The 26,055-nt window shown below is 70.3% G+C and carries 23 protein-coding genes and 2 pseudogenes; 15 read left to right on the top strand and 10 right to left on the bottom strand.

The genetic code is table 11. The annotated features are described in order from the left end of the window. Positions 1-221 precede the first annotated feature (221 nt). From ACWEFL_RS15290 to ACWEFL_RS15280, 3 genes are all read right to left on the bottom strand, one after another. Positions 222-560: a YciI family protein gene (locus tag ACWEFL_RS15290; protein ID WP_451711964.1), complete on the bottom strand. Its 339-nt coding sequence runs from the start codon at positions 558-560 to the stop codon at positions 222-224. Positions 561-664: 104 nt separating this feature from the next. Further along, positions 665-913, bottom strand: a complete 249-nt coding sequence (locus tag ACWEFL_RS15285) for a type II toxin-antitoxin system RelE family toxin (RefSeq protein WP_451711961.1) — start codon at positions 911-913, stop codon at positions 665-667. Continuing rightward, positions 910-1,164: a type II toxin-antitoxin system Phd/YefM family antitoxin gene (locus ACWEFL_RS15280; protein WP_451711958.1), complete on the bottom strand. Its 255-nt coding sequence runs from the start codon at positions 1,162-1,164 to the stop codon at positions 910-912. The genes ACWEFL_RS15285 and ACWEFL_RS15280 overlap by 4 nt, the downstream gene beginning before the upstream one ends. A 267-nt stretch (positions 1,165-1,431) precedes the next feature. On the opposite strand from ACWEFL_RS15280, the gene ACWEFL_RS15275 reads away from it, so the two are divergent. Further along, entirely contained in the window at positions 1,432-4,383 is a 2,952-nt protein-coding gene (locus ACWEFL_RS15275) for an AfsR/SARP family transcriptional regulator (protein ID WP_451711956.1), read from the top strand. 1,145 nt (positions 4,384-5,528) lie between these two features. On the opposite strand, the gene ACWEFL_RS15270 is transcribed toward ACWEFL_RS15275, so the two are convergent. The 3 genes from ACWEFL_RS15270 to ACWEFL_RS15260 form a co-directional block, all read right to left on the bottom strand. Continuing rightward, positions 5,529-5,771: a hypothetical protein gene (locus tag ACWEFL_RS15270; protein WP_451711953.1), complete on the bottom strand. Its 243-nt coding sequence runs from the start codon at positions 5,769-5,771 to the stop codon at positions 5,529-5,531. Between the two features lie 55 nt (positions 5,772-5,826). Continuing rightward, positions 5,827-6,138, bottom strand: coding sequence for a hypothetical protein (locus ACWEFL_RS15265; RefSeq protein WP_451711950.1), 312 nt, complete (start codon positions 6,136-6,138; stop codon positions 5,827-5,829). 403 nt (positions 6,139-6,541) lie between these two features. Beyond that, entirely contained in the window at positions 6,542-7,210 is a 669-nt protein-coding gene (locus tag ACWEFL_RS15260; protein ID WP_451711948.1) for a class I SAM-dependent methyltransferase, read from the bottom strand. 554 nt (positions 7,211-7,764) lie between these two features. Here ACWEFL_RS15260 and ACWEFL_RS15255 point away from each other — a divergent pair. From ACWEFL_RS15255 to ACWEFL_RS15230, 6 genes and pseudogenes are all read left to right on the top strand, one after another. Beyond that, a complete protein-coding gene (locus ACWEFL_RS15255) occupies positions 7,765-9,318 on the top strand; it encodes an ATP-binding protein (RefSeq protein ID WP_451711946.1) in 1,554 nt (517 codons plus the stop codon). Continuing rightward, a complete protein-coding gene (locus tag ACWEFL_RS15250) occupies positions 9,315-9,749 on the top strand; it encodes a roadblock/LC7 domain-containing protein (protein WP_451711944.1) in 435 nt (144 codons plus the stop codon). The genes ACWEFL_RS15255 and ACWEFL_RS15250 overlap by 4 nt, the downstream gene beginning before the upstream one ends. Before the next feature lie 447 nt (positions 9,750-10,196). Continuing rightward, positions 10,197-10,507, top strand: a pseudogene (locus ACWEFL_RS15245) (DUF742 domain-containing protein). Next, positions 10,482-11,093 (top strand): annotated as a pseudogene (locus ACWEFL_RS15240) (GTP-binding protein); the annotation flags it as partial. The pseudogenes ACWEFL_RS15245 and ACWEFL_RS15240, both read left to right, overlap by 26 nt. A gap of 332 nt (positions 11,094-11,425) precedes the next feature. After that, positions 11,426-12,688, top strand: a complete 1,263-nt coding sequence (locus ACWEFL_RS15235; protein ID WP_451712124.1) for a cytochrome P450 — start codon at positions 11,426-11,428, stop codon at positions 12,686-12,688. Continuing rightward, positions 12,685-14,049, top strand: a complete 1,365-nt coding sequence (locus ACWEFL_RS15230; RefSeq protein WP_451711942.1) for a cytochrome P450 family protein — start codon at positions 12,685-12,687, stop codon at positions 14,047-14,049. The genes ACWEFL_RS15235 and ACWEFL_RS15230 overlap by 4 nt, the downstream gene beginning before the upstream one ends. 122 nt (positions 14,050-14,171) lie before the next feature. Here the strand turns inward: ACWEFL_RS15230 and ACWEFL_RS15225 are convergent, their stop codons facing one another. After that, positions 14,172-15,641, bottom strand: a complete 1,470-nt coding sequence (locus tag ACWEFL_RS15225; RefSeq protein WP_451711939.1) for an erythromycin esterase family protein — start codon at positions 15,639-15,641, stop codon at positions 14,172-14,174. Between the two features lie 138 nt (positions 15,642-15,779). On the opposite strand from ACWEFL_RS15225, the gene ACWEFL_RS15220 reads away from it, so the two are divergent. Continuing rightward, positions 15,780-16,832: a GlxA family transcriptional regulator gene (locus ACWEFL_RS15220; protein WP_451711936.1), complete on the top strand. Its 1,053-nt coding sequence runs from the start codon at positions 15,780-15,782 to the stop codon at positions 16,830-16,832. Positions 16,833-16,842: 10 nt separating this feature from the next. Here the strand turns inward: ACWEFL_RS15220 and ACWEFL_RS15215 are convergent, their stop codons facing one another. The 3 genes from ACWEFL_RS15215 to ACWEFL_RS15205 form a co-directional block, all read right to left on the bottom strand. Then, a complete protein-coding gene (locus ACWEFL_RS15215) occupies positions 16,843-17,454 on the bottom strand; it encodes a DUF4232 domain-containing protein (RefSeq protein WP_451711933.1) in 612 nt (203 codons plus the stop codon). Positions 17,455-17,515: 61 nt separating this feature from the next. Then, positions 17,516-18,031, bottom strand: coding sequence for a GNAT family N-acetyltransferase (locus ACWEFL_RS15210; protein ID WP_451711931.1), 516 nt, complete (start codon positions 18,029-18,031; stop codon positions 17,516-17,518). A 34-nt stretch (positions 18,032-18,065) separates the two neighbouring features. Then, positions 18,066-18,659: a hypothetical protein gene (locus tag ACWEFL_RS15205; RefSeq protein ID WP_451711928.1), complete on the bottom strand. Its 594-nt coding sequence runs from the start codon at positions 18,657-18,659 to the stop codon at positions 18,066-18,068. 272 nt (positions 18,660-18,931) lie between these two features. On the opposite strand from ACWEFL_RS15205, the gene ACWEFL_RS15200 reads away from it, so the two are divergent. The 7 genes from ACWEFL_RS15200 to ACWEFL_RS15170 all read left to right on the top strand — a co-directional run bounded on the left by ACWEFL_RS15200 (position 18,932) and on the right by ACWEFL_RS15170 (position 25,933). Beyond that, positions 18,932-20,116 (top strand): helix-turn-helix domain-containing protein, encoded by a 1,185-nt coding sequence (locus ACWEFL_RS15200; RefSeq protein ID WP_451711925.1) that lies wholly within the window; start codon positions 18,932-18,934, stop codon positions 20,114-20,116. Positions 20,117-20,495: 379 nt separating this feature from the next. Beyond that, positions 20,496-20,819 carry a hypothetical protein gene (locus ACWEFL_RS15195; protein ID WP_451711923.1) on the top strand — a complete coding sequence of 108 codons (324 nt, stop codon included), beginning with the start codon at positions 20,496-20,498 and terminating at the stop codon, positions 20,817-20,819. A gap of 117 nt (positions 20,820-20,936) precedes the next feature. Then, positions 20,937-21,269, top strand: a complete 333-nt coding sequence (locus ACWEFL_RS15190) for a hypothetical protein (protein ID WP_451711920.1) — start codon at positions 20,937-20,939, stop codon at positions 21,267-21,269. Further along, a complete protein-coding gene (locus tag ACWEFL_RS15185; protein ID WP_451711918.1) occupies positions 21,266-21,466 on the top strand; it encodes a hypothetical protein in 201 nt (66 codons plus the stop codon). The genes ACWEFL_RS15190 and ACWEFL_RS15185 overlap by 4 nt, the downstream gene beginning before the upstream one ends. 314 nt (positions 21,467-21,780) lie before the next feature. After that, the gene (locus ACWEFL_RS15180; RefSeq protein ID WP_451712122.1) at positions 21,781-22,137 is read left to right on the top strand and encodes a trypsin-like serine protease; all 357 of its coding nucleotides are present in this window, start codon (positions 21,781-21,783) and stop codon (positions 22,135-22,137) included. A 219-nt stretch (positions 22,138-22,356) separates the two neighbouring features. Next, positions 22,357-24,276 (top strand): protein-arginine deiminase domain-containing protein, encoded by a 1,920-nt coding sequence (locus ACWEFL_RS15175; RefSeq protein WP_451711916.1) that lies wholly within the window; start codon positions 22,357-22,359, stop codon positions 24,274-24,276. A gap of 235 nt (positions 24,277-24,511) precedes the next feature. Further along, positions 24,512-25,933 carry an ATP-binding protein gene (locus ACWEFL_RS15170; protein ID WP_451712120.1) on the top strand — a complete coding sequence of 474 codons (1,422 nt, stop codon included), beginning with the start codon at positions 24,512-24,514 and terminating at the stop codon, positions 25,931-25,933. The last annotated feature ends 122 nt before the right edge of the window (positions 25,934-26,055 follow it).

Here is a 26,055-nt window from a genome sequence, read left to right as displayed (position 1 = left end):
CGACTCGCGCTGCTCCGGGGAAGTTCGGGGAAGTTCGGGAAAAGTTCGTGGAGGGGGCAGGCCGCTTCCTTGAGCGGGTGCCCAGGCAAGGCCGGCGGAAGGGGCGGCCTCGTCCATCGGATCATGCCGCCCGACCGCGTCGCCCACAGGCCGACGTCATGCCGATCCCTCAGTCGCAAGCCACCCCCGAACCGGGCCCGGCCGCGGCGTACCGTCTTCGTTCAGTCGGTCGGGTCGGGCAGGATCTCCCGGACCTCTTGCGCACAGCGGCACGCGGCAGCGAGCTTGGCGGCCCACTCCAGCGCGTCCTCACGTGAGGGCACATCGATGACCGCGAACCCGCCGAGCACCGCCTTGGTCTCCGGGTACGGGCCCTTGGTGACGGTCCCGTTGACGGCCACGACGCTCGCCTGCTGCTTCTCCAGTCCACCGCCGAAGACCCACACACCGGCGTCCCGAGCCTGACGCACCACGTCGAGCGACGCCTCGGCCACCTCGGGCAACTCCTCTTCAGTGAAGTTCATCGCGCCGTCGTCGAACGAGATCAGGTACCGCGTCATCCATGGCTCCTTTGGCCGTTGGCCGCCTTCGGCCGCCTTTCACCCTACGGCGAAAGCCTCCCTCCAGAACCGACGCTCGCCCCGGCTTCCGAAACAGGCCCTGGTCAGGCTCGGCCGAGGTGGAAGACGGTGATGGTCACGGTCTGGTCGTGGACCTCGTACTGAACGCGGTAGAAGCCGACCTGGATGCGGTAGACGCCGCTGGCCCCGACGGTGAAGGCGCCGGAGGGGCGCGGGTCGTCGGCCAGGAGGTCGACGGCGCGGAAGACCTGCTGGATGCCCTGGCGGTCGTCGGCCGCGTGCTTCTCCGCGGCGGCCAGGGCGGAGGGCTCCCAGGTGATGCGGTAGGTCACGCGGTATCCCCGAGGATCCGGCGGCGGGCCTCCTCGTGGGGGATGCCGGGGCCGGTCTCGCCGCGTTCCTTCCGAGCGAGATATTCGGCGTTGACCCGGTGGTACTCGAGTTCCTCAAGCTCGGCCGGGCTGATCAGCACGGCCATGATCTGGCCCCGATCCGTCAGGGCGACGCGCTTCTGCTCAGCGCCGACCTGCCGGGCGAGCGCCCCCAGCTTGTTCCGCGCTTCGGTGATGGGATAGGTGTCCATGCGCACAACCTTACGGAAGTGCGCACTACTGGGCAGAGGGCTGCGCGGGAGCCCACCCCCGCCGAAGCCCGCCCACGCGGCGCGGAACCGGCGGAATTCCGCCGTCTCGCACCGGTCCGGAAAGCGTGGCGAAAGATCGCCAACCGTAGTTAGCGCACAGCCCGGCCGGGGCAAGGTGCGGGAAGGAAGCGCTCCCTAGCTGACGTACCAGCCGTGCACAAGGCAGACTGTCGGGGGCGAACCGGCAGTTGGGAGCAGGGGGCAGCAATGGACCGTGACAGCGGGCCACGCGTTCCGGAACAGCGTGTTCCGACACCCGGCGACAGCAGCGACGTCCTCGACCTGCGCTTCAGCGTGCTCGGCCCGGTGCGCGCCTGGTCCGCCGGGGAGCCGCTGCCGTCCGGCTCCCCGCAGCAGCGGGCCCTGCTCGCCGCGCTGCTCCTGCGTGACGGCCGTACCGCCACCGCTTCGGAGCTGATCGACGCCATCTGGGGCGAGGACCCGCCCTCGCAGGCCCTCGCCGCCGTGCGCACGTACGCCTCCCGGCTCCGCAAGATCCTCGCGGTCAACGCCCTGGTCAGCGAGTCGGGCGGCTATGCGATCCGGATCCAGCGCGACTGCCTCGACCTCTCCGTGGCGGAGGAACTGGCCGCCGAGGCGGAGAAGCTGCGCGCGGCCGGGGAGCGCAATCAGGCCCGCGAGCTGATCAGCAAGTCGCTCGGCCTGTGGGACGGCGAGCCGCTGGCCAATGTGCCGGGGCCGTACGCCGAGAATCAGCGCGCCCGCCTGGAGGAGTGGCGGCTCCAGCTCCTGGAGACCCGGCTCGATCTCGATCTGGAGGCCGGCGCGCACGCGGAGTCGGTCTCGGAGCTGACCGCGCTCACCGCCGCCCACCCCCTGCGGGAGCGGCTGCGCGAGCTGCTGATGCTGGCCCTGTACCGCAGCGGACGCCAGGCCGAGGCGCTCGCCGTGTACGCGGACACCCGCAGACTCCTCGCCGAGGAGCTGGGCGTCGATCCCTGCGCCGAACTCTCCCAGTTGCAGCAGCGCATTCTGCGGGCCGACGCGGAGCTGGCCGCGCCCACCGAGCAGCAGCCCCAGACGGTGCGGATCGCCCAGCCCGCTCAGCTCCCCGCCACCGTGCCCGACTTCACCGGCCGCGTCTCCTTCGTACGGGAGCTGAGCGGCCGGCTCGCGACCGCGGACGGCTCGGTGATGGCGGTCTCGGCGCTCGCGGGCATCGGCGGCGTCGGCAAGACGACCCTCGCGGTCCATGTCGCCCATGAGGCCCGGCCGCACTTCCCGGACGGCCAGCTGTACGTGGACCTCCAGGGCACGGGCAGCAGGCCCGCCGAACCGGAAGCGGTGCTCGGCGCGTTCCTGCGTGCCCTCGGCACACCGGACTCGGCGATTCCGGACACGCTGGACGAACGCTCCGCGCTCTACCGCTCGACGCTCGCCGGACGCCGTGTCCTCGTCCTGCTCGACAACGCGCGGGACGCGGCCCAGATCCGGCCGCTGCTGCCGGGCACGGCGGGCTGCGCGACCCTGCTGACCAGCCGGGTCAGGATGGTCGATCTCGCCGGCGCGCATCTGGTCGATCTCGATGTGATGTCTCCGGAGGAGGCCCTCCAGCTCTTCACCCGCATCGTGGGGGACGAACGGGTCACCGCCGAGCGGCAGTCCGCGCTCGACGTGGTCGCGGCCTGCGGCTTCCTGCCGCTCGCCATCCGGATCGCCGCGTCCCGGCTGGCCGCCCGCCGCACCTGGACGGTCTCCGTCCTCGCCGCGAAGCTCGCCGACGAGCGGCGGCGGCTGGACGAGCTGCAGGCCGGGGATCTCGCCGTGAAGGCCACCTTCGAGCTGGGTTACGGGCAGCTGGAGCCCGAGCAGGCCCGCGCGTTCCGGCTCCTCGGGCTCGCCGACGGACCCGACATGTCGCTGTCGGCCGCCGCCGCGGTCCTCGCGCGCCCGCTCCAGGAGACCGAGGATCTGCTGGAGGCGCTGGTCGACACCTCGCTGCTGGAGTCGGCCGCGCCCGGCCGTTACCGGTACCACGATCTCGTACGCCTCTACGCGCGTGTGTGCGCCGAGCGCGACGATCGGCCGGAGGCGGGCGAGTCCGCGCTGTCGCGGCTGTTGGACTTCTATCTGGCCACGGTGGTACGGGTGTTCGCGGTGGAGCGGCCGGGTGACCGGCTGGTGGACCATCTCGGGCCCGCCGCCCACGAGGGCCGGGTCTTCACCGGGCGTCAGCAGGCGCAGGACTGGCTGTACGCGGAGGCCAACTGTCTGCTGGCGAGCGCCCGTCAGGCCACGGGCCCGACCCGGCTGCGGCTCGCCGTCGACCTGCTGTGGGCGGCCGGGGATCTGGCGGAGTCGGGGGCCAACTCCAAGCTGTACGAGATGGTCGCGCTGGCGCTGCGGGACGCGGCCCGCGTGTCCCGGGACCGCCGTGCGGAGGCGCGGGCGCGGGTATCGGTGACCAACGTCCATCTGGTGGCGGGCCGTTACCAGGAGGCGGACGAGGAGGCGGAGCGGGCCGGGACCCTCGCGAGGGCGGTCGACGACCCCGTATCCGTGTACTGGTCCGACAACGACCGGGGGATCATCGCCTTCAACCAGGGGCGTTACCAGGAGGCCGAGGGGCATCTGCGGCGCGCGTCGGAGGGCTCCCGCGCCGACGGCAACCAGCCGGGCGAGGCCAGCGCGCTCTGCAATCTCTCCCGTATCCACATCTCCATGGGCCGGATCTCCGAGGCGATCGCCATGGCGGAGCAGGGCGTCCAGCTCTACGAGTGCATCGGGCACACCCTGCGGCTGGCCAACGGCCGTTACGCCCTGGGGATCGCGCTCACTCAGGCGGGGCGGCACAAGGAGGCGCTGGAGCAGCTCCTCGAAGCGCTGGAGCTGTTCGAGACGAACCGGCAGCGGCTGTGGGAGGGGACGACCCATTTCCGTATCGCCCAGGTCCATTTCGCCGCCCGGCGGGCCGCACGGGCCGCGCAGCACGCGGAGCAGGCGCTCGCCATCGGCTTCATAGGCGGAGACCGCATCCGCGGGAACGTGCTGATCACCCTGGGCCAGGCCCTCGCGGCGCTGGGCCAGGCGGACCGCGCCCGCGCCTGCTGGCGGCAGGCCCTGGCCCTGCACACGGAGTCGGGCGCGCCGGAGGCGGAGGAGGCACGGAGACTGCTGTCTCCGCTCAGCGCGGCGTGAGGGTGCGGGGGCGGGGGCGGGCCTTCCGCTTTCGGCGCGGGCGCGGGCGCGGCGTGGGAGGCGTCGGGGCGGGCCTTCCGCGTTCGGGCGGGCGCGGCGCGAGGGTGTCGGGCAGGGCTCCCGTCGGGGCGTCGTCCGTGGGCGTCCCGGTCGGCCGGCGGACCGCCGGATGACCAGGTCGGCCGAGGCGTCCGCTGGGGTGCCGACCGGCCGTTCCCCATGGCTCAGCACCTTGTGACAGCTTTCTGCCAGGACGTTCATCGAATGTTTATGCCGATCCGGGATGCTTCTATGCAGTTGATCCGTCGCGTCGGGGGGCAGACGGATCCCACGAGGACCGTCCCTTCTCCGGGGGGCGAGGGATGGTCCTCCGGCCTTCCGTCCGGCGACCCTCGGGGGAGTCTCCGGCCGGAAGGCCGCCTCTGGTTTCGGATAGGGAACGACCCACATGGGGGGCAGAGCAATGAGCGACAGGAACTCAGCGGACTCCATCACAACGGGCGACCGGCACACGCCGCCCGTGCCTCCGACCGACGACATCACCACTCTGGACCGTCATACTCCGTCACCTCCGTCACCTCCGTCGCCCGAGGCGGACGGCGGCATCGTCCCGCAGGACCGCCACACGCCGGCGCCGCCCGCACCGCCCGCCGGGTTCGTCGCGTTGACCGACCGCCACACGCCCGCGCCCCCGGCACCGCCCGCGGACGCCGGCATCGTCCCGCAGGACCGCCACACACCCGCACCGCCCGTGCCCCCGGCCGGCGACGTCACGTCGACGGACCGCCACACACCCGCGCCCCCGGCACCGCCCGCGGACGCCGGCATCGTCCCGCAGGACCGCCACACACCCGCACCGCCCGCGCCCCCGGCCGGCGACGTCACGTTGACCGATCGGCACACGCCCGCGCCGCCCGCACCTCCGGCCGGTGGTGCCGTGAGGCCGTAAGGGCTCGCACGAGCCCGACCGAGCTGAATCAGCACAACCGAGTACGGCCGCGGCGGCGCGGAGGGGGAGCCGTCGTGGCCGTACTCGTGCGTTCCGTGCCGGAGGTCGACGGTCGGCGGGCGCGCCCGATGGTCCGACATCCGAAGGTGCGATGGCCTGATGCTCGGCCTGCGGGCGAACAAGGGGGCAGCCGGTCCTACTTGCGTGTCAGCGTCCGTGTCAGCGTCTCGGCGCGAACGTCGACGCGGTAGTTCTCGACCAGGTCTGTCAGACGCTCGACGATCTGCTGAGGGTCGCCTTCGGCGCTGACCTCCGGGACATCCAACTCCGTGACGCTCTCCCCTGCCTGCGGCGCGAGGCTCACCGCCGGCGCATCGGGCGGAGACGCCGCGAGAGCTGTGATGAACCCCTGGGCATCGTGAGTTACGGAAACGTGCATGGCTTGTCCCTCCGGTGCTTGCCGTATGACCGTCCAGACTGTGCGCCTTGCTCGATCAGGGAATATTCCGAGTGAGGTAGACGGTGTAGGAACCCACATTTCCTTGACCGGCCAGCCCGCTGTTCCTCACCTTCACCCAGAGGTAGGACTGGATATTGTCTATGTCTCCGGAGCCGATGTCTTTCTTGCCCATCGAGATGTCGTCGACCGTGAGCCAGAAGAGCGTCTGCCGGAGGCTGGTGACCGGATGCGCGGAAACACTGAACGTTCCCTGGTCGAAGTACGGGTGAGGGCCCCATGTCAATTCGCTCCGCGACCCTACGGGTATGCTTTGGACGACGTAATAGGAGTTCGTCTGGGTGGCCATCGATTCCTCCTAAATCCGGCTCGACTTTCGCATCGTGCGACCGTCGGCGTCCGCCAGGACAGCCTCGGAACCGACCATTTACCTACCACCTGACATCCGCGAAAACGAGTCGAGGGTGCAGGATATTTATCCGAGTCGAGGATGCAGGATATTAACTGCGATCTCGGTGTTCGGCTTCCTCCTTACGAAGGTGATCCGGATCGCCCAATGGCGCAAGTCGATCACGTCGGCATCATCTTTCGCTTGACGATTCACCGACCGAATCGTCGCCCGCCGACATCACCGCCGAAGCCTGCGGATCGCCCACCAGAGCGGCACCTTCAACCGGCGTCCAACCGGCTCGCGACCGTCCGGAGGAGCCTTGCCCGGCAGAAGACCCCGTGCCGCTCCGGACGACTGATCCTCAGCCGGGTCGCTTGGCCATGACGACCAGACCCGGCCCGCTGTACTCCTCCGGGGGAAGCCGAAGTTCGGCGACCGGGTCCAGGCCCGCCTGCTCGATCAGGTCCACGAGCTGCTCCGGCCGCCATTTGTGCGTCGTCCAGCGAACGGGTACGCCTCCGTAAGCCTCGGTGCGCAGCATGTCCTCGTCGCCGACGTGTGTCGCGGTGATGAAGTGTCCGCCCGGCTTCAGGGCGCGCGCGAACATGGCGAGAACCTGGGGAAGGACCTCACGGGGGAGATTGAACAGCGACCACCACCCGAGCACACCGCCGAGGGACGCTTCACCGAGTTCGAGGTCGGTGGCGGAGGCGACGCTGAAGCGGCATTGCGGATGAAGACGGCGCGCGTTCTCGATCATGCGAGGAGAGAGGTCCACCCCGGACACGTCGAGTCCGCGTTCGGCGAGGTAGGCGGTCACGGTTCCGGGTCCGCAGCCGACGTCGAGGACGGGCCCGAGTCCGCTCACGGTGTCGGCGAAGGCGTCGATCGACGCCTTGTGCCATGGATGGCGACGGATGTCGCCGATCCCCGTCGTCACCACCATGTGGGCGTAGTTGTCGGCGACCCGGTCATAGGACTCACGAACCACGTCGAGATCGGCTGGGCGGTCAACCTGATGTGCGTGCATCGGCCAACGATAGGGCTGTGCGACGGCCTCGGGGCTGGTACGGCGGTTGAGGTCAAGCCGTTGTTCACGGCCTGGCCGTACTCGCCGATCCCCTCCCGGACGGGTCCGGCCCCGTTTCAGCGAACCCCAGGCGACTGAGCGGACCTCAGCGGCTCAGCGAACCTCAGCGGCTCAGCGGCTCAGCGGCTCAGCGGCTCAGCGTGCCCGTCCGGCCGTGGTCGTTCCCACCGGCAGCCGCTGTAACGAGCTTCCCGGAGGCCGGATGCACAGGGCCGCCGTAGGGCTGCGCAAGGCGGAGACTCATGAGATGGCGCTCATGATGCGTATGCGTTCCATGTAAACCTATGCCCGACTAGACCCGCTACTTCCCCAACCCGCAGGTCAGACCGTGAGACTGACACAATCCCAGATACATCGGGCGTAAATGATCAGTTCTCATGACTAGTTCACGAATTGTTGCCGCAGAGCCTCCCGCTATCGAACGATGACGGTGTGTACTTGGGCGGGTCGCCCCCCGACGTTCCCGACCACCGCCCTGCCCCGAGGTCTATGCGATGATCGAGCTACCGGACCTGGCCGCCGCCGGCCTGGCCGCCGGGACCCTGTCGGCCTTCGTACTGGGGGGCGGTCTCCTGCGGTCCCGCCGCGCGCGGACCCGGCAGCGCGAGGAGATAGCGACCCTGCGCTCGCATCTGGACGTCGCACGCCAGGAAGCCGACCGCACGGCGCACACCTACGCGACCGAGGTCTTCCACCTGGCGCGGCAGCGCGTCCCGGCGGCGGCCACCCGTACCGCCCATCCCCACGTCAAGGTGCCGGGCCCGCTGCGTCCGGATCTCGTGGCCGGTGGGCTGGGCACGGGTCTGGGCGCGGGCCTGGGTGCGGGTCTGGACGAAGTCCTTGACGGACTGCGGACCGCGCTGGCGCAGGAGCGCAAGCGCGTCGACGCGGCCGCCCGCGCGGGAATGCGGGGGACGACCCGCGAGATCCAGGCCGGGCTCTACAGGCTGCAGGATGTACTGCGCGGGATGCAACAGCGTTACGACGACCCCGAACTGGCGCAGACCCTCTTCGAACTCGACCACGAGAACGAGCAGTCCCTGCGCCGCGCCCAGGTCGCCGCCGTGGTCTGCGGGGCCTGGGTGGGGCTCGCCCGCGAGGAGTCGCATCTCGTGGACGCGGTGACCGGCGGGCAGTCACGGCTCGTCGGCTACCACCGGGTGAAGGTCAACAACCACCTGGAGGACGGCACCGCGCTCGTCTCCCACTCCGTCGAACCCGTCGCGATCATCGTCGCCGAACTCCTCGACAACGCCCTGCGCCACTCGTCCCCCGAGACCGCCGTCACGGTCAATCTGGAGCGCGCGCACCACGGCGTCACCATCACCGTGGACGACGCGGGCGTCGGCATGGCCACGGACGAACGGGCCTACGCCCAGCGCATGGTGGCCGGCAGCGAGCCCATCCTCCTCTCCGAACTGGGCGACCCGCCCCGGATGGGACTGGCCGCGATCGGCCAACTCACCCGGCAGTTCGATCTGTCCGTGGATCTGTCGTCGCCGTCTCCGTACGGTGGCGTACGGGCCGTGCTGCTGGTCAAGAACCATCTGCTGAGCCATATCGACCCGGCCGAGCGCCCGCCCGCCGCCAGTGCCGCGCGCTCCACACGCGGAGCCGGGACCGGAGCGGGGGCCGCCGAGGCGGCGGCTCAGGAGCCGTCGGGCCGGACCCGGATCCCCCCGCGCCCCGCGCCCGCCCCTTCGCATACCGGACCCGCCCCTTCGCGTAACCCACCCGCCGCGCCCGCCGTACACGCCGTACCGGCGACTCCTCCCGCGCCCGCCCGTGCCGACGCGATCACCCACGAGCCGGCGACCGCGCCCGAGGAGGACGCGCTCCCCCGCCGCCGACGCCGTGCCAGACCGCCCGGCGCGGGCAGCACGGGCAACGCGGGTGGCATGACCACGGCCGCCGACGCCCGGCAGCCGTCCCGGCCCCGGACGCCCGCGCTCACTCCCGAGGACGCCGCCGCCGCGCTCGGCGCGTTGCAGGCCGGGACCGCCGCCGCCCGGAAGGCGGTCGACATCGAAGGGAACGAAGCCCGATGACCACCCGTACCTCCCGAGAGACCGGCGACACCGCGTGGGTGCTCGATCCGATCCTGGAGATCCCGCATGTACGGGCAGCCGTCCTGCTGACCAGGGACGGTCTGGTCTCCGGCTACTCCGACCGGCTCTCGCGCGCGTCGGCCGAGCGCACGGCCGCGATCATCAGCACCGTGCAGGGGGCGTGCCGTACCGCGGCCGCCGCCTTCGCGGACAAGGACGGCGCCGAAGTGCGCCAGGTGGTCGTCGAGTCCGACCACGGTTACATCCTGGTCGCGCCCACCAACCACGGGACCTGTGTCGCCGCGTACGGCGATCCCGAGGTACGCCTCGATCTGCTCGCCCACCGGGTGCACTCGCAGGTGGCCAGGCTCGGTGAGAAGGCCATGACCGCCGCGCCGCGCGGAACCGATGGCGACGACAGTCCGGCATGACCGCTCGCCGGGGCGGCAGGCCGCTGGTGCCCGCGTATCTGTCGACCGGTGGGCAGACACGGCCGAGCTTCGACAGTCTGGAGCGGCTGTCGGTACTGACGGGGCTGGTCAGACCGGGCGAACCCGGAGAACCCCGAGGACCCCAAGGACAGGGCGGACGCGGCGAGCAGGACCGTTACAACGCGTCCGGCGCGTCCGGCGTGCCATTCGGGTCGGCCGGGTCGACTACGGGGGCGGCGGGGGCAGGCGGCTCCGGCGGGCCGGCACGGCTCCCCGGAACGGCCTGGTCACCCGAGAACGCCGTCCCTTTGCCCGCCTCCCGTAGCTCGCCGCCGACCCCGTCGGCCGAGACCGCCCAGCCCGCCGAGACCGCCGAGACCGCCGAGACCGCTCAGCCGGAACCGTCGGGTGCGGGGGTCTCCCCGGCCTCCCGCGCCTCCGGTCCCGATCCCGGTCCCGGTCCCGCCGGACCCGCACCTCCAGCCCCTCCCGCCGCCTCCCTGCCTTCCGCACCACCCGTTCCGGCGGATCTACCGGCCGCCCAGCTCACCCTCCTCGAAGCGCTGGACGGCGGCTCGCTCACCGTCGTGGAGACCGCGGCGCTGCTGGAACTGCCCGTCTCCGCCGTACGCGTGCTCGCCGCGCACCTCATCGACCGGGGGCTGGTGACCGCCCGCCCACCCGTCCCGTACGCCGCCCTGCCCGGCCCTGAACTGTTGGAGAGAGTCGCCGATGGCCTTCGCGCCCTCAAGCTCTAGCACCGGCGTCGCCGACCCCGGCGGCCTGCATCTGCCGGACAGCGCCCGTGAGCTGGTGAAGATCCTGGTAGCGGGCCCCTTCGGAGTCGGCAAGACCACACTGATCGACTCCGTGTCCGAGATCCGGCCGCTCCACACCGAGGAGCGGCTGACCGAGGCGTCCGTGTCCGTGGACGACCTCGCCGGAGTACGGGACAAGACCACGACGACCGTCGCGATCGACTTCGGGCGCATCTCCCTCGGCGGGGGCATCGTGCTCTATCTGTTCGGGACGCCGGGGCAGGAGCGTTTCCGCGCGCTCTGGGAGGACATCGCGTACGGGGCGCTCGGGGCGCTCGTCCTGGTCGACACCCGGCGGATAGACGACTCCTTCGAGGTGCTGGGGCTGGTCGAGGACTCGGGGCTGCCGTACGCAGTCGCGCTCAACACGTTCCCGGACTCGCGCCAGTACACGGAGGAGCAGTTGCGCCGCTCGCTCGATCTGGAGCCGTCCACTCCGATGGTGGCCTGCGACGCCCGTGACACCAACGCGTCCATCGACGCGCTGCTCGCACTGGTCGAGCATCTGCTGGCACGCGCCGCTCCCGCCGACGGACCCACGACGTACAAACCCGCCTCGCACGAACCCGCCTCGCACGAACCCATGCCGAACGGCCCCGCGCCGAGCGCGCCCCTCCCGGACCGACCCCTCTCGGACCGATCCCCTTCGCACGATCCCTCGTGGCACGGCACGAGCAACCCCTCGCAGACGGGCACAAGCCCGGAGACGGAGACCCAGCCCCGGTGAACCAATCCCCGCTGACACCGCAGCCGAACGGAGGGACGCCCCCGGTGAAACCGGTGACACCGGTGACACCGGATCCGTCCGCGAGCCCGGCGGCGAACACCCCGTCGCCGGACGGTCTCGTCTCGAACACCATGAGCCGCGGGTCGTTCGGCCCAGGCACGGGCGTTCCCCTGTCCTCGGGCGACTTCGCGCTCACCGCCCCGGTCCGGCTCTGGGAGGAGGGCTTCGCCGCCGACCCGCACGCCTACTACGAGGCGCTCAAGGCCCAGGGCCCGATCGGCTGGGCCGAACTCGCCCCCGGCGTCCCCGCGTACATCGTCACCGACCGCCGGGCCGCCCTCGATCTGCTGCACGACGACAAGACCTGGTCGCACGACCCGCGCCCCTGGGAGACCACGGTCGCCGAGGACTCGCCGGTCCTCGGCATGATGCGCTGGCGGCCGAACACCCTCTTCGCCGACGGCGACGACCACATCCGCTACCGGCGGACGCTGGTCGACGCGTTCAGCCTGATCGAGCCGCACGATCTGCGCGAGCGGGTGCACCGGGCGGTGGACATCCTGGTGGGCCGGTTCGGCCCGGCGGGCACGGCGGATCTCGTATCCGACTTCTCCCGCCCGCTGATGGCGCTGATCTTCAACAACCTCTTCGGCCTGCCGGACAGCGAGAGCGTCCGGCTCAACGACTCCCTCGGCGAGATGATGGAGGGCGGCGACCAGTCCGCGCAGGGGGAGGCGGAGTACGGGAAGTACGTACTCGAACTCATCGCCGCGAAGATGGCCGAACCCGGCGACGACCTGACCAGCTGGCTCCTGGACCATCACCTCGACCTCACCCCGGAGGAGGTGACCTGGCAGGTCTTCCTCACCCTCGGCGCGGGACACGAGCCGACCGCCAACCTGGTCTCCAACGCGCTCTCCCGGATCCTCGGCAACCCGGCGTACTACACCACCCTCACCAGCGGCTCCCGTCCCGTCATGGACGCGGTGGTCGAAGTGCTGCGGTACGAGACCCCGCTGGCGAACTACGGCATCCACTTCGCGCGTGAGCCCGTCAGCTTCCACGGTGTGTGGGTACGGGCGGCCGTACCGGTCGTGATCTCGTACGGAGCGCTCGCCCACTTCTCCGAGCAGGAGCACGAAGGGTCCCACCATCCGCACGACGCCTCGCACCTGTCGTGGTCGGCGGGCGAGCACGCGTGCCCGGTGAAGCAGCACACGCTGCTGATCGCCACGGAGGCGATCGAGCGGCTGACCCAGTGGCTCCCGGATCTCGATCCCGTGACCCCGCGCGAGCGTCTGACCTGGCGGCCCGGCCCCTTCCACCGTTCGCTGACCGCGCTGCCGGTCCGCTTCACCCCCCGCACCCCCGACCAGGCAGGAGAACGCGGATGACCGCGCCCACCACACCGTCCGCGCCCGTGGCCATCGACCCCTTCGGCACCGACATCCCCGCCGAGAGCGCCCGGCTGCGCGCGCTGGGCCCGGTGGTCCCGGTCGAACTCCCCGGCGGCATCCCCGCGTGGGCCCCCACCGGCTACGACACCCTCCGCACCCTGATCCTCGACCCACGGGTCAGCAGGGACCCGCGCAAACACTGGTCCCGCTTCGGGGAGATCGCCGAGAATCCGGCCTGGGGCTGGATCCTGGGCTGGGTCGGCGTGGTCAACATGCTGTCGACGTACGGCCCCGATCACGCGCGGCTGCGGAAGCTGGTCGCGCCGAGCTTCACGGCCCGCCGCACCGAGGCGATGCGCACGCGCGTGGAGGCGATCACCGCCGAGCTGCTGACCGCGCTGGACGCGGCAAGCGCGCCGAGCGCATCGAGCGCGCCGAGCGGGTCGAGCGCGCCGGACACCTCGGGCGCTGCCGGTGCGGGCGGTGCTGCTGGCGCCGGTGCAAGTGCCGCTGGTGCTGCCGATGGTGTCGGCGACCTCCCGGACGGCGTCGTCGATCTCCGCGCGGGGTACGCCCATCCGCTGCCCATGCGCATGATCTGCGAACTCTTCGGTGTCCCCGACGAGTTGGTCGAGGACACCGGCCGACTCATCGCCGCCATCATGGACACCTCCGACCCGAGCCCGGAGCACGCGGCGTTCGTCCAGCGGCAGATAGGCACCGTGCTGCCCGCCCTCATCGCGTACAAGAGCGAGCATCCGGGCGACGACATGACCACCGAGCTGATCAGGGTCCGTGACGAGGACGGCGACCGGCTGAGCGACGAGGAGTTGCTGTACACCCTGCTCCTGGTCATCGGCGCGGGCTTCGAGACCACGGTCAATCTGATCGGCAACGCGGTCGTCGCCCTGCTCCGGCACCCCGAGCAGCTCGCGGCCGTCCGCGCGGGCGAGATCACCTGGGACGCGGTCATCGACGAGGTCCTGCGAGTCCATCCGTCGATCGCGAACCTCCCACTCCGGTTCGCCGTCTCCGACATCACCGTCGACGGCGTCACGATCCCGGCGGGCGACGCGATCCTCACGACGTACGCGGCAGCGGGTCACGACCCCGAGCAGTACGGCAAGGACGCGGGCTCCTTCGACGCGACGCGCGGCGCGGACGACCATCTGGCCTTCGGCATCGGCGTCCACCGCTGCATCGGCGCTCCGCTGGCCCGGATGGAGGCGCGCACCGCGCTGCCCGCGCTGTTCGAGCGGTTCCCGGACATGACGCTCGCGGTGGGCGCGGACGAGCTGCGGCAGGTGCCGTCGTTCATCGCGTACGGCTGGCAGGAGATCCCGGTGCGGCTGCGGTAGCCGTATGGACGGAGAGGGGCGGCCCGCTCGCCGGACCGCCCCTCTCCTCACCTCGCGCTTACCAGGAGAGCCCCGCCGGTGTGTGCGGACCCCCTGGACGCCGGTGCGAGCCGCCCAGGTGCCTAGTCGACCGGCACCGACGCCCGTACGTGGTTCAGGTGCACGATCACGTCGAAGGAGCGTCCCAGCGAGACGGGCAGCGGCTCGTTGGGGTACCCGCCCGGTACGACGAAGGTGGGCCGGGAGCCGTCCAGCCAGCCGCCGACGGCCGGGTTGCGGCCCGCCTTGCGCAGGTCCACGTAGTAGTCGCGGTGGCGGACCTTGTCGAGGGTGTGCTCATTGCTGCCGGGGGCGGCGAGGCCGGTCGAGAACACACCGTACTTCCCGGTCCTCTCGTCCATCGCCCGGTACTCACCGCTGTGGATGGTGGTGCCGACCGCGAGGTACCGGCGTCCCACCAGCTCCCGCAGGAACGCGCCCTGCACCACGGGGTGGGTCTCGGCGAAGGGCGTCTCGTAGGCGAGGTGGGCGTTGTGGGCGGAGACGAGGATCCGGTCCCCGGTCTGCCGCTGCCACCACACCGTGTTCTCGGCCATGGCGCGGTCGCGGTGCCGGTTGGACTCGGCGTACTGGGCAGGATCGTTGATCATGTCGAACGCGTACAGGGTGGTCACCTGCTGGATGACGCGCGCTTCCTGAAGCACCCACGGGTCCTTCACCTGTGCCTGCTCCAGCAGGCGGTACGCGGCGCGGGCGTCCGCGTCGATGGCCTGGCGTTCGGGGATCGGCATAGCGATCAGGGCCTGCATCCGCTCCCCCATGTCGGCGGGCAGGGCGAGCAGGGCGGCGTACCGCTGCCGCAGTTCGGGCAGCAGTGCGGGCTGCTTTTCGGCGGCCCAGGTGAAGATGCGCTCGTACTGCTCCCGGCCGACGTCCCCGATGTCGTTGCCCATCACCCGGACCTGCCGGTCGGGGGCGACGGTGCGGTTGTACTCGCGCATCCAGGTGAACAGGCGCAGGAACTCCTCGTTGCGCCAGTCCTCGAAGCTGTACTGGAACTCCTCGCGCATGATCTGCCGCAGATCGCCCTGGCCGGTCCGTACGTACGTGTCGAAACGGACGCCGGCCGACCAGTGCACCTCCAGCGAGAAGGTGGTGAACCCGTCCTTCTTCACCAGGTGCCGGAAGAGGCGGTCCTTGAGCTGGAACAGTTCCTTCGACCCATGGGTGGCCTCGCCCACGCCGACGATGTCCACGCCCTTGACCATGCGGGAGAACGCCGCCAGGTCCCGGCTCGGGCCGTCCGGTTCGGTGGTGCGCAGGGGTTGGGCGTGGCGTTCGATCCCGGCGACGACGGCGCGGTCGGCGCGGTCGGCGCGGCCGGCCGGATCCGACCGGTCGGCCCCCTCGATGCGCTCCTGCTTCTGCGCCGCGACGGCGGCGGGCGCGGCGGACGCCGGTCCGGCGACGACGACGGGGGCTGCCGTCCCCAGCGCCGCGACCACGGCGACGGCTGCCGCGTACCGGGCTCTGCGGCGCCCGGGGACGGCGTCGGTGGGGCCCGTTCGGACAGGGAGAGTGCGGTTGAACACAGAGGTGTCCCCTCAGTCGGGTGTACGGGATTCGGGCTGCCGGGCGTCCCCTCGCTTCCGGTGCTCCGCCTTCATCCTGCGTCCCGCACGCACCCTCGAAAAAGCGGCGTCCGCGTCACCTTGGATAAAATTCTGCTCATGTCTGTGATCGCCGTGCTCGTGTCGGACGGAGTGCCCGCCCACCAGCTGACCACGCCCGGCATGGTTTTCACATGTGCCGCCTCCGCACTGCCCGAGGTCGCGTACGAGGTGCGGATCTGCTCGGCCACGGGGTCGGTGACCACCGGTGAGCCGGCGCTCGGATTCACCACGCCCTGGGGCCTTGAGGGGTTGGCGGACGCGGACACCGTTCTGGTGACGGGCCGCGCCGCCTTCCGTGAACCGCCGCCGACCGAGACGGCCGACGCGCTGCGGGCGTGTGCCGAGCGGGGCTGCCGGATGGCCGCGATCGGCACGGGGACGTTCCTCCTCGCGTCCACCGGTCTCCTCGACGGCCGCCGGGCCACCACGGCCTGGCCGCACTCCCCGGAACTCGCCGATCTCCACCCGCGCGTCGAGGTCGTTCCCGTGGGCACGCCCTCGGTGGAGGACGGCCGCTTCATCACCTCGTCCGGCGTGTTCGGCGGACTCGACCTCTGCATCGACCTGATCGACCTGGACCACGGAGAGCAGGCCGCCGCCACGACCATGAGGCGGCTCGTGATGCCCCTGCACGACTCGGCCGTCGCGGACCGGGAGGAACGGGAACGCGAGATCGCCGACCGGACCGACCTCGGCCCGACCCGCGCCTGGCTGGAGGCCAACCTCCACCGCCAGCTCACCCTCGCCGACATGGCGGCCCACGCGCGCGTCAGCGTCAGCAGCCTCACCCGCCGCTTCCGCGCCCAGACGGGCCTGCCGCCGCTCCAGTACCTGCTCCGGGCGCGTCTCCATCAGGCCCAGTTGCTGCTGGAGAACACCGACACCCCGGTCGAACAGATCGCCGTGCAGACGGGTTTCGGCTCACCGGCCAATCTGCGCCACCACTTCCACCGCATGACGGGCACCACGCCGCGCACCTACCGCAGCGCGTTCCAGGGCTTCGCGGCGGTGGTCTCGAAACAGTCGCCGCCGCAGGACGGGGACGCGGAGGGCGGTGAAGGCGGCGGGGGCGCGGCTCCGGGCGGGGCGGGTGGCGCGGGCCTGCCGTGACAGGGCCGGTTCAGCCGCCCGAACCCGCCGGTCGGGGCGCGGGCCGCTCCCCGTCCCCCGTGGTTGACGCTGCCGGGGCCGCCTTCCAGGCCGTGACGCCGAGGCGGCCGGTGGAGCCGAGATCGAAGGGCCCGTCCGGGGTGAGGCGCAGTGCGGGGCCGCCGTCGGCCGGGGTGACGAGCGCGGTGGCCCCGACCTGCGGAGGTTCACGGGTGTCGTCGTAGGTGTTGCGCCAGACCAGCGAGAAGACGGCCGAGGCCCCCGGCTGAACGGTCAGGGGCCGCGGACCGGGGTCGTCGATCCCGGTCGTCACCGACGTCGCGCCCCGGTCGATCTCCACCTCCAGCGGTTCGCCGTCCTCATCGAGGAGCCGCACGACCGGATAACCGCTGAGCGGCTGCGCCTTGCTCCCACAGTTGATGAACGTCACCGTCAGGGCGCGCAGCCCCATCGCGGCCTCCGCGTGACCGGCGGTCAGCGGCGCGCCCGCGTCGGGGCAGACAGCCCTCGGCGCCGGGGCGGTGGGCAGCGCTGCCTTCCGCTCGTCCACCGCGACGCACGCCGTGAGGGAGAGGGCGGTGCCCAGAGCGACGGCGGCGGACACTACGCGTGCGGTGGGCATCCGGCCATCGTGGCACACGGAGGTTTCCGCGCGACTTCGGGCGGCTCGGGGCCGGGGTGCTCTAAAGCGCCCGGAACCTCTCCACCAAGTCAGCGACGCGCTCGGCTCGGCGGCCCATGAGATAGACCTTGGTGTGGGTGCGCTGCACTTCGTGCACCAGCTTGAAGCCTTGGGTCTCGTTGTACCTCACCAGTTCGGGGAAGTGACAACCACGGCGAACCCATGTGCGCCCTTCCTGCGCCGCCCGGTCCACGGCCCACAGCCCCATCACGGTTCCCGGCTTCTTGTCTCGGCAAGTGGGGTCGGTGACTGTCGAGTACAGGTAGTGGGCCGACTCGTTCAACTCGTCTTCCGTCCAGCCCCACGGGGGAGTCTGCTCCTGAACGGTGGTGCACCCGATGATTCGCCCGTCGCCCTCCGCGAGGACCCACACATCACCATCGGGATTCTCCGCCTGCCGCGCGAGTCCGACCGCACTCTCCCGCCAGCTCGGAAGCCCTCGGTCCTCCAGCCAGACGGAACGGGCGAGGATCAGGTCTTCAACGGCGGGGATGTCATCGGCTGTGGCCGGGCGCATGACGAACACTCTGTCTCCTGATGGCTGGGAAGGACTATAGGAAGGAGTGAGCGGCGAAGTGGAGGTCCAGGACTTCGAGCAGCTGCGCGTCTCCGTCTTCGCGGTACGGCCCTTCGGCCAGCCGACGAACAGCCACCCGCAGGCCGTCGGGATCCACTAGCTTCTCGTCGAAGAGCGGCGAGCCGTCGTGGAGCATCTTGGCGAATAGGGGGCGCGCGATGGTAGTGAGCGTGTGCTGTACGACCTCCGCGAACGACTCACGCTCACGGGATTCGGTGACGTCTGTGCTCAGTCCGAGGGATGCCAGCCGTCGCCGTTGGAGCTGCTTCAGCTCACGCCAGTGCATAGGAAGCCATTCGCCAAGTTGGACCATGCCCGGGTTGGCGAACGGGTGCACGGGCCAGATACCCGCCCGCATAAGTACGGGTGCTGTGGTCTCCAGCGAGAGTAAGGTCATCGAGTTGACGGCAGCAGGCGGGGCAATGCCGTCGTCGGCGAACTCCAGCGCGGCGCGCGCTCGGTCTCCGATCCAGGGTAGGCCATCGCTGATCTCACCCATGGACTTGTGCGCATACTCGGCCTGTGACAGGGCCACCATCTCGTCTCCGCCGAGCCCGGTCACAACCACACGAGCACCATGGGCGGCCAGGTCCCCGGTCCTTCACGGTTCTGGGTCACGGCATGTCCGGTTTTCCCTCCCGACGCCCGTGAGACATCCTGCCGGTTCCTCGTAGGGTCAACTCCACGTCCGCGAACCGGCATTCTCACAGTTCTGCCGGAGGCTCCCAGTTTCAGGTGCCTGGCCGCACCGTGGAAGATGCACGCGAGACTCGGCAGCCTCCCTTGAGCGGGAAGCGAGAGTACCGTTTCCGGTGCTCACTCAGGAACGGAGACTCCTGTATGCCCCCGTACTCCGAGACCCACGCTGGGACACGAATCGCTCATTCGCGTAAGGTCCGCAGGCTTACGCAGCGTGAGCTGGCCGAGCTGTCGCACGTTTCGTACAGCGCCCTCACCAAGATCGAACAGGGCGTCATGCCCGCGAGTCCCTCGGTCATCGGCGCGCTCGCGCGCGCCCTTTCGGTTCCGGTCACGGAGTTGACCGGGCAGCCTTATCTGGACGAGCTGCGGAAAGACCAGCTCGACAGGTTCATCCAACCCATTCGCACAACACTGGACCTCTACGACCTCGGCCCCGACCCTGATGTCGTTCCCCGTTCCATCCGGGAGTTGGAGGAGTACGCGGAGAGGCTGTGCGCTCTCGTCCGCGCAACCGACATCAAGAAGGCCGCGGCCGATCTCCCCGGCCTGATGGCCGAGGCGACGACCGCGGCGCATCTCGACCCCACCGACCGGAACTGGCGAATTCTCGCGAGCTGTTACCGCACGGCGTACGACGTGACGACGAAGCTGGGCTTCCAGGATCTGGCCACCATCGCGTTGGACCGGATGGACTGGGCCGCCCGGCGCGCGTCCGACCCGGTACTCGGTGGAATGCGCCAGTACATGCGGGCCCTGGCCTACTTCCGGGCCAGCGAGTACAAGGCAGGGCAGCGGTTGATCTCGCTTGGCCTGTCGGTCCTGGAACAGGCGGAGGCCGGCCACGTGCGCGATGTGGTGACCGGGCAACTCCATTTGGGCGCGGCCGTACTCGCGGGACGGGACAAGGACCAGAACAGGGCTGAAGGCCACCTCGGTGAGGCGCGGCGGATCGCGGACCGCACCGGGGCGGCCGAAAGGGTGCACTGGCTCTCCTTTGGACCGACGAACGTCGCCGTCCACCGAGTGAGCGTGCTGGCAGAACTGGACCAGTACCCGGAGGCGGTGCGAATCGCCCAGGACACCCGAATCCCGGAGGACTGGCCGCTGTCCCGGTCCGCCCACCACCACGCGGAGATCGCCCGCGCCGAGTTGTGGATAGGCCGTATCGACGCGGCCTTCAAGAACCTGCAGCAGGCGCGACGGCTCGCCCCACAACAGACGCGGTACCACCCAATTGTTCGGGAGACCTACGCGGGGCTGGAGTCGGCGAAACGGCGCATGCCGGAGGAGCTGCACAACTTCGGTGCCTGGCTCGGCCATTGACTGGGCGTCATGTCATGACCTGAACTATCAGTCGTCTCTGACACTTCTGGTCTTCCGATTTCGGCATCCTGGCGGACAGTAAGACCCCCGCGACCGCGCGAACGGTCCGGGGGCATGGCCAACGCTTCGAGGAGCGCCGACATGCCTGACTGTATCGCCCATACCTTCGAGTCATCGGGGCGGCTCCGTCGCCGGACGGGAGCGGGCACTCCGTGATGACGATCAAGGTGTACCGGGTGGATTCCCGGACCGGGGAGCGGGTGCCGCTGAGCGCCGCCGTGTTAGTGCCGCAGCGAGACCAGCGCCCAGCTCCCAGGTCGCTCCCCTATCCGCCGTGCGACTGCGAACGCTGTGCGGACGAACCGCAGGGGGAGCAGTGATGGATATGCAGGTCTGGCGGGACACCCGCTCAGAGGCGGTCGCCGCCGCCGAGGCGATGCGGACCGCGATGGCGGCGCTCGGCATCCCGGAACGGGTGTGGCGGTTGGTGGAGGCCAGAGTCACGCGGGGCAGGGCCTATGTGCAGCTCGGCATGGTGCGGGCGGACGCGGTGGAGCTGATGGCGGACATCCTGCTCCGGGCGACGGCGGCACCCCAGGCACCTTTGTCCGGCCGCGTGGAGATGCGCTGGCTGGACACCGGGTCCGGCCCCGGGGCCATGGTTCCCGTGCTGATCCCTGACACGGACGACACCTCCGGCTGAGACCACACGCGCCCCCGGCCCCCGCGAGCCGGGGGTGCTTCCCCGGCCCCGGCCTGCGTTTCCAGCCCCCGGCAGGCCGGGGCCCTCCCGACCGTGGGGCAAGGAGCTGAACGAGAAATGCGTGCGTGGATCGCCTGTGCCCTGAAGTGGGCCCTGGAACAAGTGTTACCCGGAGAGGGACGGCGCCGGGTCGTTCCGCGTACCGTCGCGGGCGGTGCCTGGGCTCGGCCGTGGAGCACCCCGGTACCCGGCCATGTCAGGGAACGGCGCACTCCGCTGCGGGGTGAGGACTCCCGGCTCGTACGCCCATACGCTCCGCTCGACGACACCCTGCGGCTCCGCCCGGTACGGCCGCGCCGGGTCCTGGTGTACGCCGCCACCGGGCTGGGACTGCCCGGAACCGTGCGCACGGGAGTACCCGCAGCCGTACGCACCGGGGTACGCGAATGAGAGCCGACGCGCTCGCCGCTCCCCCGCCGGACGCGCTCACCGCCGTTTGCGCGCGGTGTGAACGCCCCACCGACGCGCCCGTGCCCGTCCGCTGGACGGAACGCTCCCTCCAGTACGCGTGTCCCCACTGCGTGCCGCTCCTCACTCCGGGGCCCATCCCCGGTGAGCACACCGGGTTCGGTCTCGCCGACGAGTGAGGCGGCCCGCAGGACTCAGATGGCGGCGGAACCGGACTTCCCTCTCCCACGTCGGTACCAAACCCGGCGAACTGGTTGCCGAAACACGCTTACGCGGCTGCAATCGGCATTGTGCTCAACTGACCCGCTATGAAGACCCCGTTCGCAAGTCGAGAGTTTCATTCCTTCCGTCCTGCTCGCGCCTCCCGCCTGCGGCGGGCGGTGACGAGTGTGGTGGCTGGTGGGGCCACGTTCGCCGCGCTGGCTATCGCTGCGGAGCCGGCGCAGGCGATCAGCGGCGGTGAAGAAGCCCGGAAACGGTATCCGTTCATGGCATCGATCCAGGACCGCCAGGGCGAACACATCTGCGGCGGAACCCTCATCCTCAGCCGAAGAAGCTGCGCCAGCTCGACTCGCACATCGTCGACCGCACCCGATGCCCCGGCACCGGCGGCGAACTCCCCACGTCGCAGGAGCTGTGCGTGGCCTCGCTCCCGGGCAACCCCTGGCCCCAGACCAGCCGCGCGGGAGACTCCGGCGGGCCGCTCCTGGCCAAACACAAAGGCAAGTGGACCGTACTCGGCGCGGTCTCCCGCGGCGCCAACATGAACGAACACAACACCGTCTACACCTCCACCCACGCCCATCTGAAGTGGATCACCGACACGATGCGGGGAACCGCGACCCCCTGAGCCCGGCCACGACAACGGGGGACACCTTCCAGCTCTCCGACGGCGGGCAGCAGCGGGTGGCCATACCCGGACATTCCCAGCGCTTCGCAGGGTCACATCCGGCGCGAAAGGCCACCGCGCCCCCTCGCCGCCCCCGTAGTCACAGCCACATGGCCAGATCCTGGTGAACCCCTACCACGGCGGCCATCATCCCCACCGAAAACGACCGACCGGAAGGACATGTTCGTGCGCGTCAAGAACCGGAAGGGGCTCGCCCTGGCCACAGCCGTGGCCGGGGCACTCATAGCCACCGGTGTCACCCAGGCGGTGGCCGCACCGCCCTCGGGACCCGATCTGAGGGCGGACGTCGACCGCGACGGCCGGGTCGACGTGCGAGGAGACTCGGACACGGCCGGAGAGGACACCTGGACCGACTCCCGCGGCGCGATCCTCCTCCCCAACATCGACGACGACACCAAGCGCTGCCCCCTCAAGGACGCCAAAGGCAAGCCGCTGTCGGACGCCAAGCTCGCGGCCTGCCACGACGCCTCCGACAACGTCGTCAACGGCCCCAAGGACGCCCACGACCTGGCCGGACTGCGCAGCGTCCCGCGCCCGGCCACCCCGAAGGGTGCCACCGGCACCGTCACGGCCGTAGGACAGGGCGCGTCCAAGACCCGCCTGTTCGTCAAACGCGACGGCCGCTGGGCCCATCTGAAGCCGACCGACAAGCTGACCGGGTCCGAACTGCGGGCCGGTGTGGAACTGGGCGTCGAGGCCAAGGACGTACGCCGCGACGCTACCTGGGACGGACGGGTCACCATCCGCTTCACCGTCTCCCACAGCGGATCGTCCGTGTCCGACGACGTGACGATGCGCGTCGCCCCCGTCCTCACCCACCACCACCTCCAGAAGGCGCAGCAGGTGATGGTCAAGGAGATGACCGGCAACGAGCCGGAGGCCAAGGTCCAGCGCAAGTTCGTCAAGGATCTGAGCAAGCACGTCAAGGCGGCCGGGATCGGCACACCGCTCAAGAAGTTCACCAGGGACAAGGACGACGTCTGGGTGCAGGACTTCGTCGAGCCCGGCTACGCGACCATGCCGGGCCCCGACGGGAAACCACACGCCATCCGCGTGATGATCCGCTCGGCGCAGCCCGACCGGACGGCGGGCCGGGAGCTGTACGAGAGGATGCGCGGCCCGGGTGTGGGCGTCGTCCAGGTCAGCGGAGTGCTCGACACCGAGGGCGGGACGCTGGACTCCATGGGCAACCTGGAATCCATCCCTCCCCACCGGCACAAAGGCAAGAACTACCCCGCCGGGCGGATCATCATGGGCCAACGGGCGGACACCGGCGAAAAGCCCGCCAAGGCGATGCGCGACTTCCTCTCGGCCCAAGGCATGCAGTCGCCGCTGCTCCTGGACACCTCATGGCTGGCCGTGGGCCATGTCGACGAGTTCATCCAGTTCCTGCCCGCGAACACCCGGCGCGGCTGGCGGGTCGGAGTGGCCGACCCCCAGGCGGGCATGGAACTGCTACGCAAGGCCAAGCAGGCAGGCCACGGCGACACCAGGATGTTCTCCGTGCGCGACGGCCTCTTCCCCGCACCCAAGCAGACCATCGACCAGGTGCTGGCCTCCAAGGACTTCCAGGCCGACAACAAGCTCGCCGCCGACCGCATCAAGGCGAACCTGGACACCATCAAGCGCGAAACGGGCATCACCGACTCCGAGATCGTCCGGGTACCCGCCCTGTTCAGTCAGTTCGGTGTTCTCCCAGGGGCGGGGCCGGCGGCCTCCGAGAACCGCAAGCTGCGGCGGATGGCCTCGGACCCACTGGGACGCCTCGGCCAGCCCAACGGACAGCAGGAGCGGTCCCAGCGTCCGGGTCCGCAGGACAATCAGAAGGTCGCGTATGTGCCCGGGCCTATCAACGGTGTCGTACTGAGCCCGAAGCACTACCTCGCCCCCAAGCAGTGGGGCCCGGTGATCAACGGCAAGGACATCTTCACCCACGCCGTCAGCACGGCCTACCGCAAGGCCGGATTCAAGACCATGTACATCGACGACTACTACAGCTACCACGTCGGATCGGGCGAAGTGCACTGCGGAACGAACACCCTCCGCGAGACCCCCGCCTGGTGGCCCGCCCGACGGTGACGATCCCCGGTGCCGCCGCCGGGGGGCGGCGGCACCGGCTCGGCCGGCCGAGGCGCCAGTGCTGGTCAGCCGACCCGCACTCGACCCGCCCCGCCTCGAAGCCCAGTGCCGCGTGCGCGATGCCGAGCGTGTTTTTCACCTCTTCCGCGTCCACAGCCCCACGCATAAATGAAGCACGATGGTATCGGCAGAGATAGTATCGCTACAGATACTATCTCTCGTGGAGGTATTCTCAGTGCGACGTTTCATCGGGCGGGACCGCGAGCTGAACGTTCTCGCCAACGCCTTGCGGACGGTTCACGATGCCGTCGGGTCGGCGAAGCCGGGGCAGTGCATCCTCATGCGGGGAAGGCGGCGGGTCGGCAAGTCCAGCCTGGTCGAGGAGTTCCTCCGGCGCACCGAGACGCCCCACCTCTTCTTCACAGCGGCGGGCGGCACGGCAGAGGACGAACTGTCGGAGCTGCTCGACGCCGTCGCCAGATCCACCCTGCCGGAGCGGGGACTGTACTCGCAGGAGACCCCGGATCAGTGGAATGCGGCGTTCAGGCTCCTTGCGGAGGTCCTGCCCGACGACACCCCGAGCGTCGTGGTGATCGATGAGGTTCCGTATCTCATGAACCGCATCGACGCCTTCGAGGGCATGCTCCAGCGGGCATGGGACCGCCTGCTCAGCCGAAAGCCGGTACTTCTCCTGCTGGTCGGATCCGACCTGTCGATGATGGAAGCGCTGAACAGCTACGACCGTCCCTTCCATCAGCGCGGCCGGGAAATGGTCGTGGGACCGCTGAACCCGGCCGACATCGGCGAGATGCTCGGCCTGTCACCGGCGGCCGCGTTCGACGCCGCTCTGATCACGGGGGGACTCCCGCTGATCTGCACGGAGTGGCAGGTCGGAGCGGATGTCTGGGACTTCCTCCGCGACTCGCTGGACAACCCGACCTCGGCGCTTCTGGTCTCCGCCGAGCGTTCACTCGCCGCGGAGTTTCCACCGCAGGCGATGAGCAGGGAGGTCCTGCGAGCCATCGGAACCGGGGAGCGGACCTTCACCAATATCGCGCGCGCCGCCGGCGGCATCGCCCACACCACTCTCACCCGAGCCACCGGCGTCTTGGTCGAGAAACGGGTGGTGGCGGGCGAGCTGCCCCTTTCGCCGAAGCCGTCGAAGGAACGTCGCTACCGAGTGGCCGACCCCTATCTGCGGTTCTGGCTCGCGTTCCTGGATCCGCATATGGCGGAGATCGAGAGGATGCGGGGAGATCTGACCCTGAGCCGGATCAAGGAGCAATGGACGAGCTGGCGGGGCCGTGCGATCGAGCCCCTGGTACGGGAATCCCTCGCGCGCCTCCTGCCGGACGGGCTCCTGCCCGCCGCCCCGGCGATCGGCGGGTACTGGACCCGTGGCAACGACGTCGAAATCGACTTGGTGGGCGCCGACAGGCAGCCTGTGGCCAAGCGCCTGCTCTTCCTCGGCTCGGTCAAGTGGCTGGAGAATTCCGCGTTCGACAGCCACGATCTGGCCGCGCTGCAGAAGCACAGAGCCGCGATCACCGACGAGCCGGTACCGCTCGTGGCGGTCTCTCGCAACGGGGTCGGTTGTTCCGGTCTTCAGGCGGTGTACGGCCCCGAAGAACTGCTCAGCGCCTGGCGCAGGACGTGAACCCCGCCCCCGCCCCGGACGCCCGGCGCGTAAGCAGAACCCACAACCCACAACCCAGAACGCCGAGCACCGAACGCCGAACGCCGAACGCCGAGCACCGAACGCCCAGCGCCCAGCGCCCA

The organism is Streptomyces sp. NPDC004838 (genome assembly GCF_053600955.1).
This window is presented reverse-complemented; position numbering and strand designations above follow the sequence as displayed.

What these genes read in the sequence shown, in the direction of transcription:
- ACWEFL_RS15290 (WP_451711964.1), bottom strand. Translation starts at nt 560, where the DNA reads ATGACGCGGTACCTGATCTCGTTCGACGACGGCGCGATGAACTTCACT.
- ACWEFL_RS15280 (WP_451711958.1), bottom strand. Translation starts at nt 1,164, where the DNA reads ATGGACACCTATCCCATCACCGAAGCGCGGAACAAGCTGGGGGCGCTC.
- ACWEFL_RS15275 (WP_451711956.1), top strand. Translation starts at nt 1,432, where the DNA reads ATGGACCGTGACAGCGGGCCACGCGTTCCGGAACAGCGTGTTCCGACA.
- ACWEFL_RS15270 (WP_451711953.1), bottom strand. Translation starts at nt 5,771, where the DNA reads ATGCACGTTTCCGTAACTCACGATGCCCAGGGGTTCATCACAGCTCTC.
- ACWEFL_RS15265 (WP_451711950.1), bottom strand. Translation starts at nt 6,138, where the DNA reads ATGGCCACCCAGACGAACTCCTATTACGTCGTCCAAAGCATACCCGTA.
- ACWEFL_RS15260 (WP_451711948.1), bottom strand. Translation starts at nt 7,210, where the DNA reads ATGCACGCACATCAGGTTGACCGCCCAGCCGATCTCGACGTGGTTCGT.
- ACWEFL_RS15255 (WP_451711946.1), top strand. Translation starts at nt 7,765, where the DNA reads ATGATCGAGCTACCGGACCTGGCCGCCGCCGGCCTGGCCGCCGGGACC.
- ACWEFL_RS15250 (WP_451711944.1), top strand. Translation starts at nt 9,315, where the DNA reads ATGACCACCCGTACCTCCCGAGAGACCGGCGACACCGCGTGGGTGCTC.
- ACWEFL_RS15235 (WP_451712124.1), top strand. Translation starts at nt 11,426, where the DNA reads ATGAGCCGCGGGTCGTTCGGCCCAGGCACGGGCGTTCCCCTGTCCTCG.
- ACWEFL_RS15230 (WP_451711942.1), top strand. Translation starts at nt 12,685, where the DNA reads ATGACCGCGCCCACCACACCGTCCGCGCCCGTGGCCATCGACCCCTTC.
- ACWEFL_RS15220 (WP_451711936.1), top strand. Translation starts at nt 15,780, where the DNA reads ATGTCTGTGATCGCCGTGCTCGTGTCGGACGGAGTGCCCGCCCACCAG.
- ACWEFL_RS15215 (WP_451711933.1), bottom strand. Translation starts at nt 17,454, where the DNA reads ATGCCCACCGCACGCGTAGTGTCCGCCGCCGTCGCTCTGGGCACCGCC.
- ACWEFL_RS15210 (WP_451711931.1), bottom strand. Translation starts at nt 18,031, where the DNA reads ATGCGCCCGGCCACAGCCGATGACATCCCCGCCGTTGAAGACCTGATC.
- ACWEFL_RS15200 (WP_451711925.1), top strand. Translation starts at nt 18,932, where the DNA reads ATGCCCCCGTACTCCGAGACCCACGCTGGGACACGAATCGCTCATTCG.
- ACWEFL_RS15195 (WP_451711923.1), top strand. Translation starts at nt 20,496, where the DNA reads ATGGATATGCAGGTCTGGCGGGACACCCGCTCAGAGGCGGTCGCCGCC.
- ACWEFL_RS15190 (WP_451711920.1), top strand. Translation starts at nt 20,937, where the DNA reads ATGCGTGCGTGGATCGCCTGTGCCCTGAAGTGGGCCCTGGAACAAGTG.
- ACWEFL_RS15185 (WP_451711918.1), top strand. Translation starts at nt 21,266, where the DNA reads ATGAGAGCCGACGCGCTCGCCGCTCCCCCGCCGGACGCGCTCACCGCC.
- ACWEFL_RS15175 (WP_451711916.1), top strand. Translation starts at nt 22,357, where the DNA reads ATGTTCGTGCGCGTCAAGAACCGGAAGGGGCTCGCCCTGGCCACAGCC.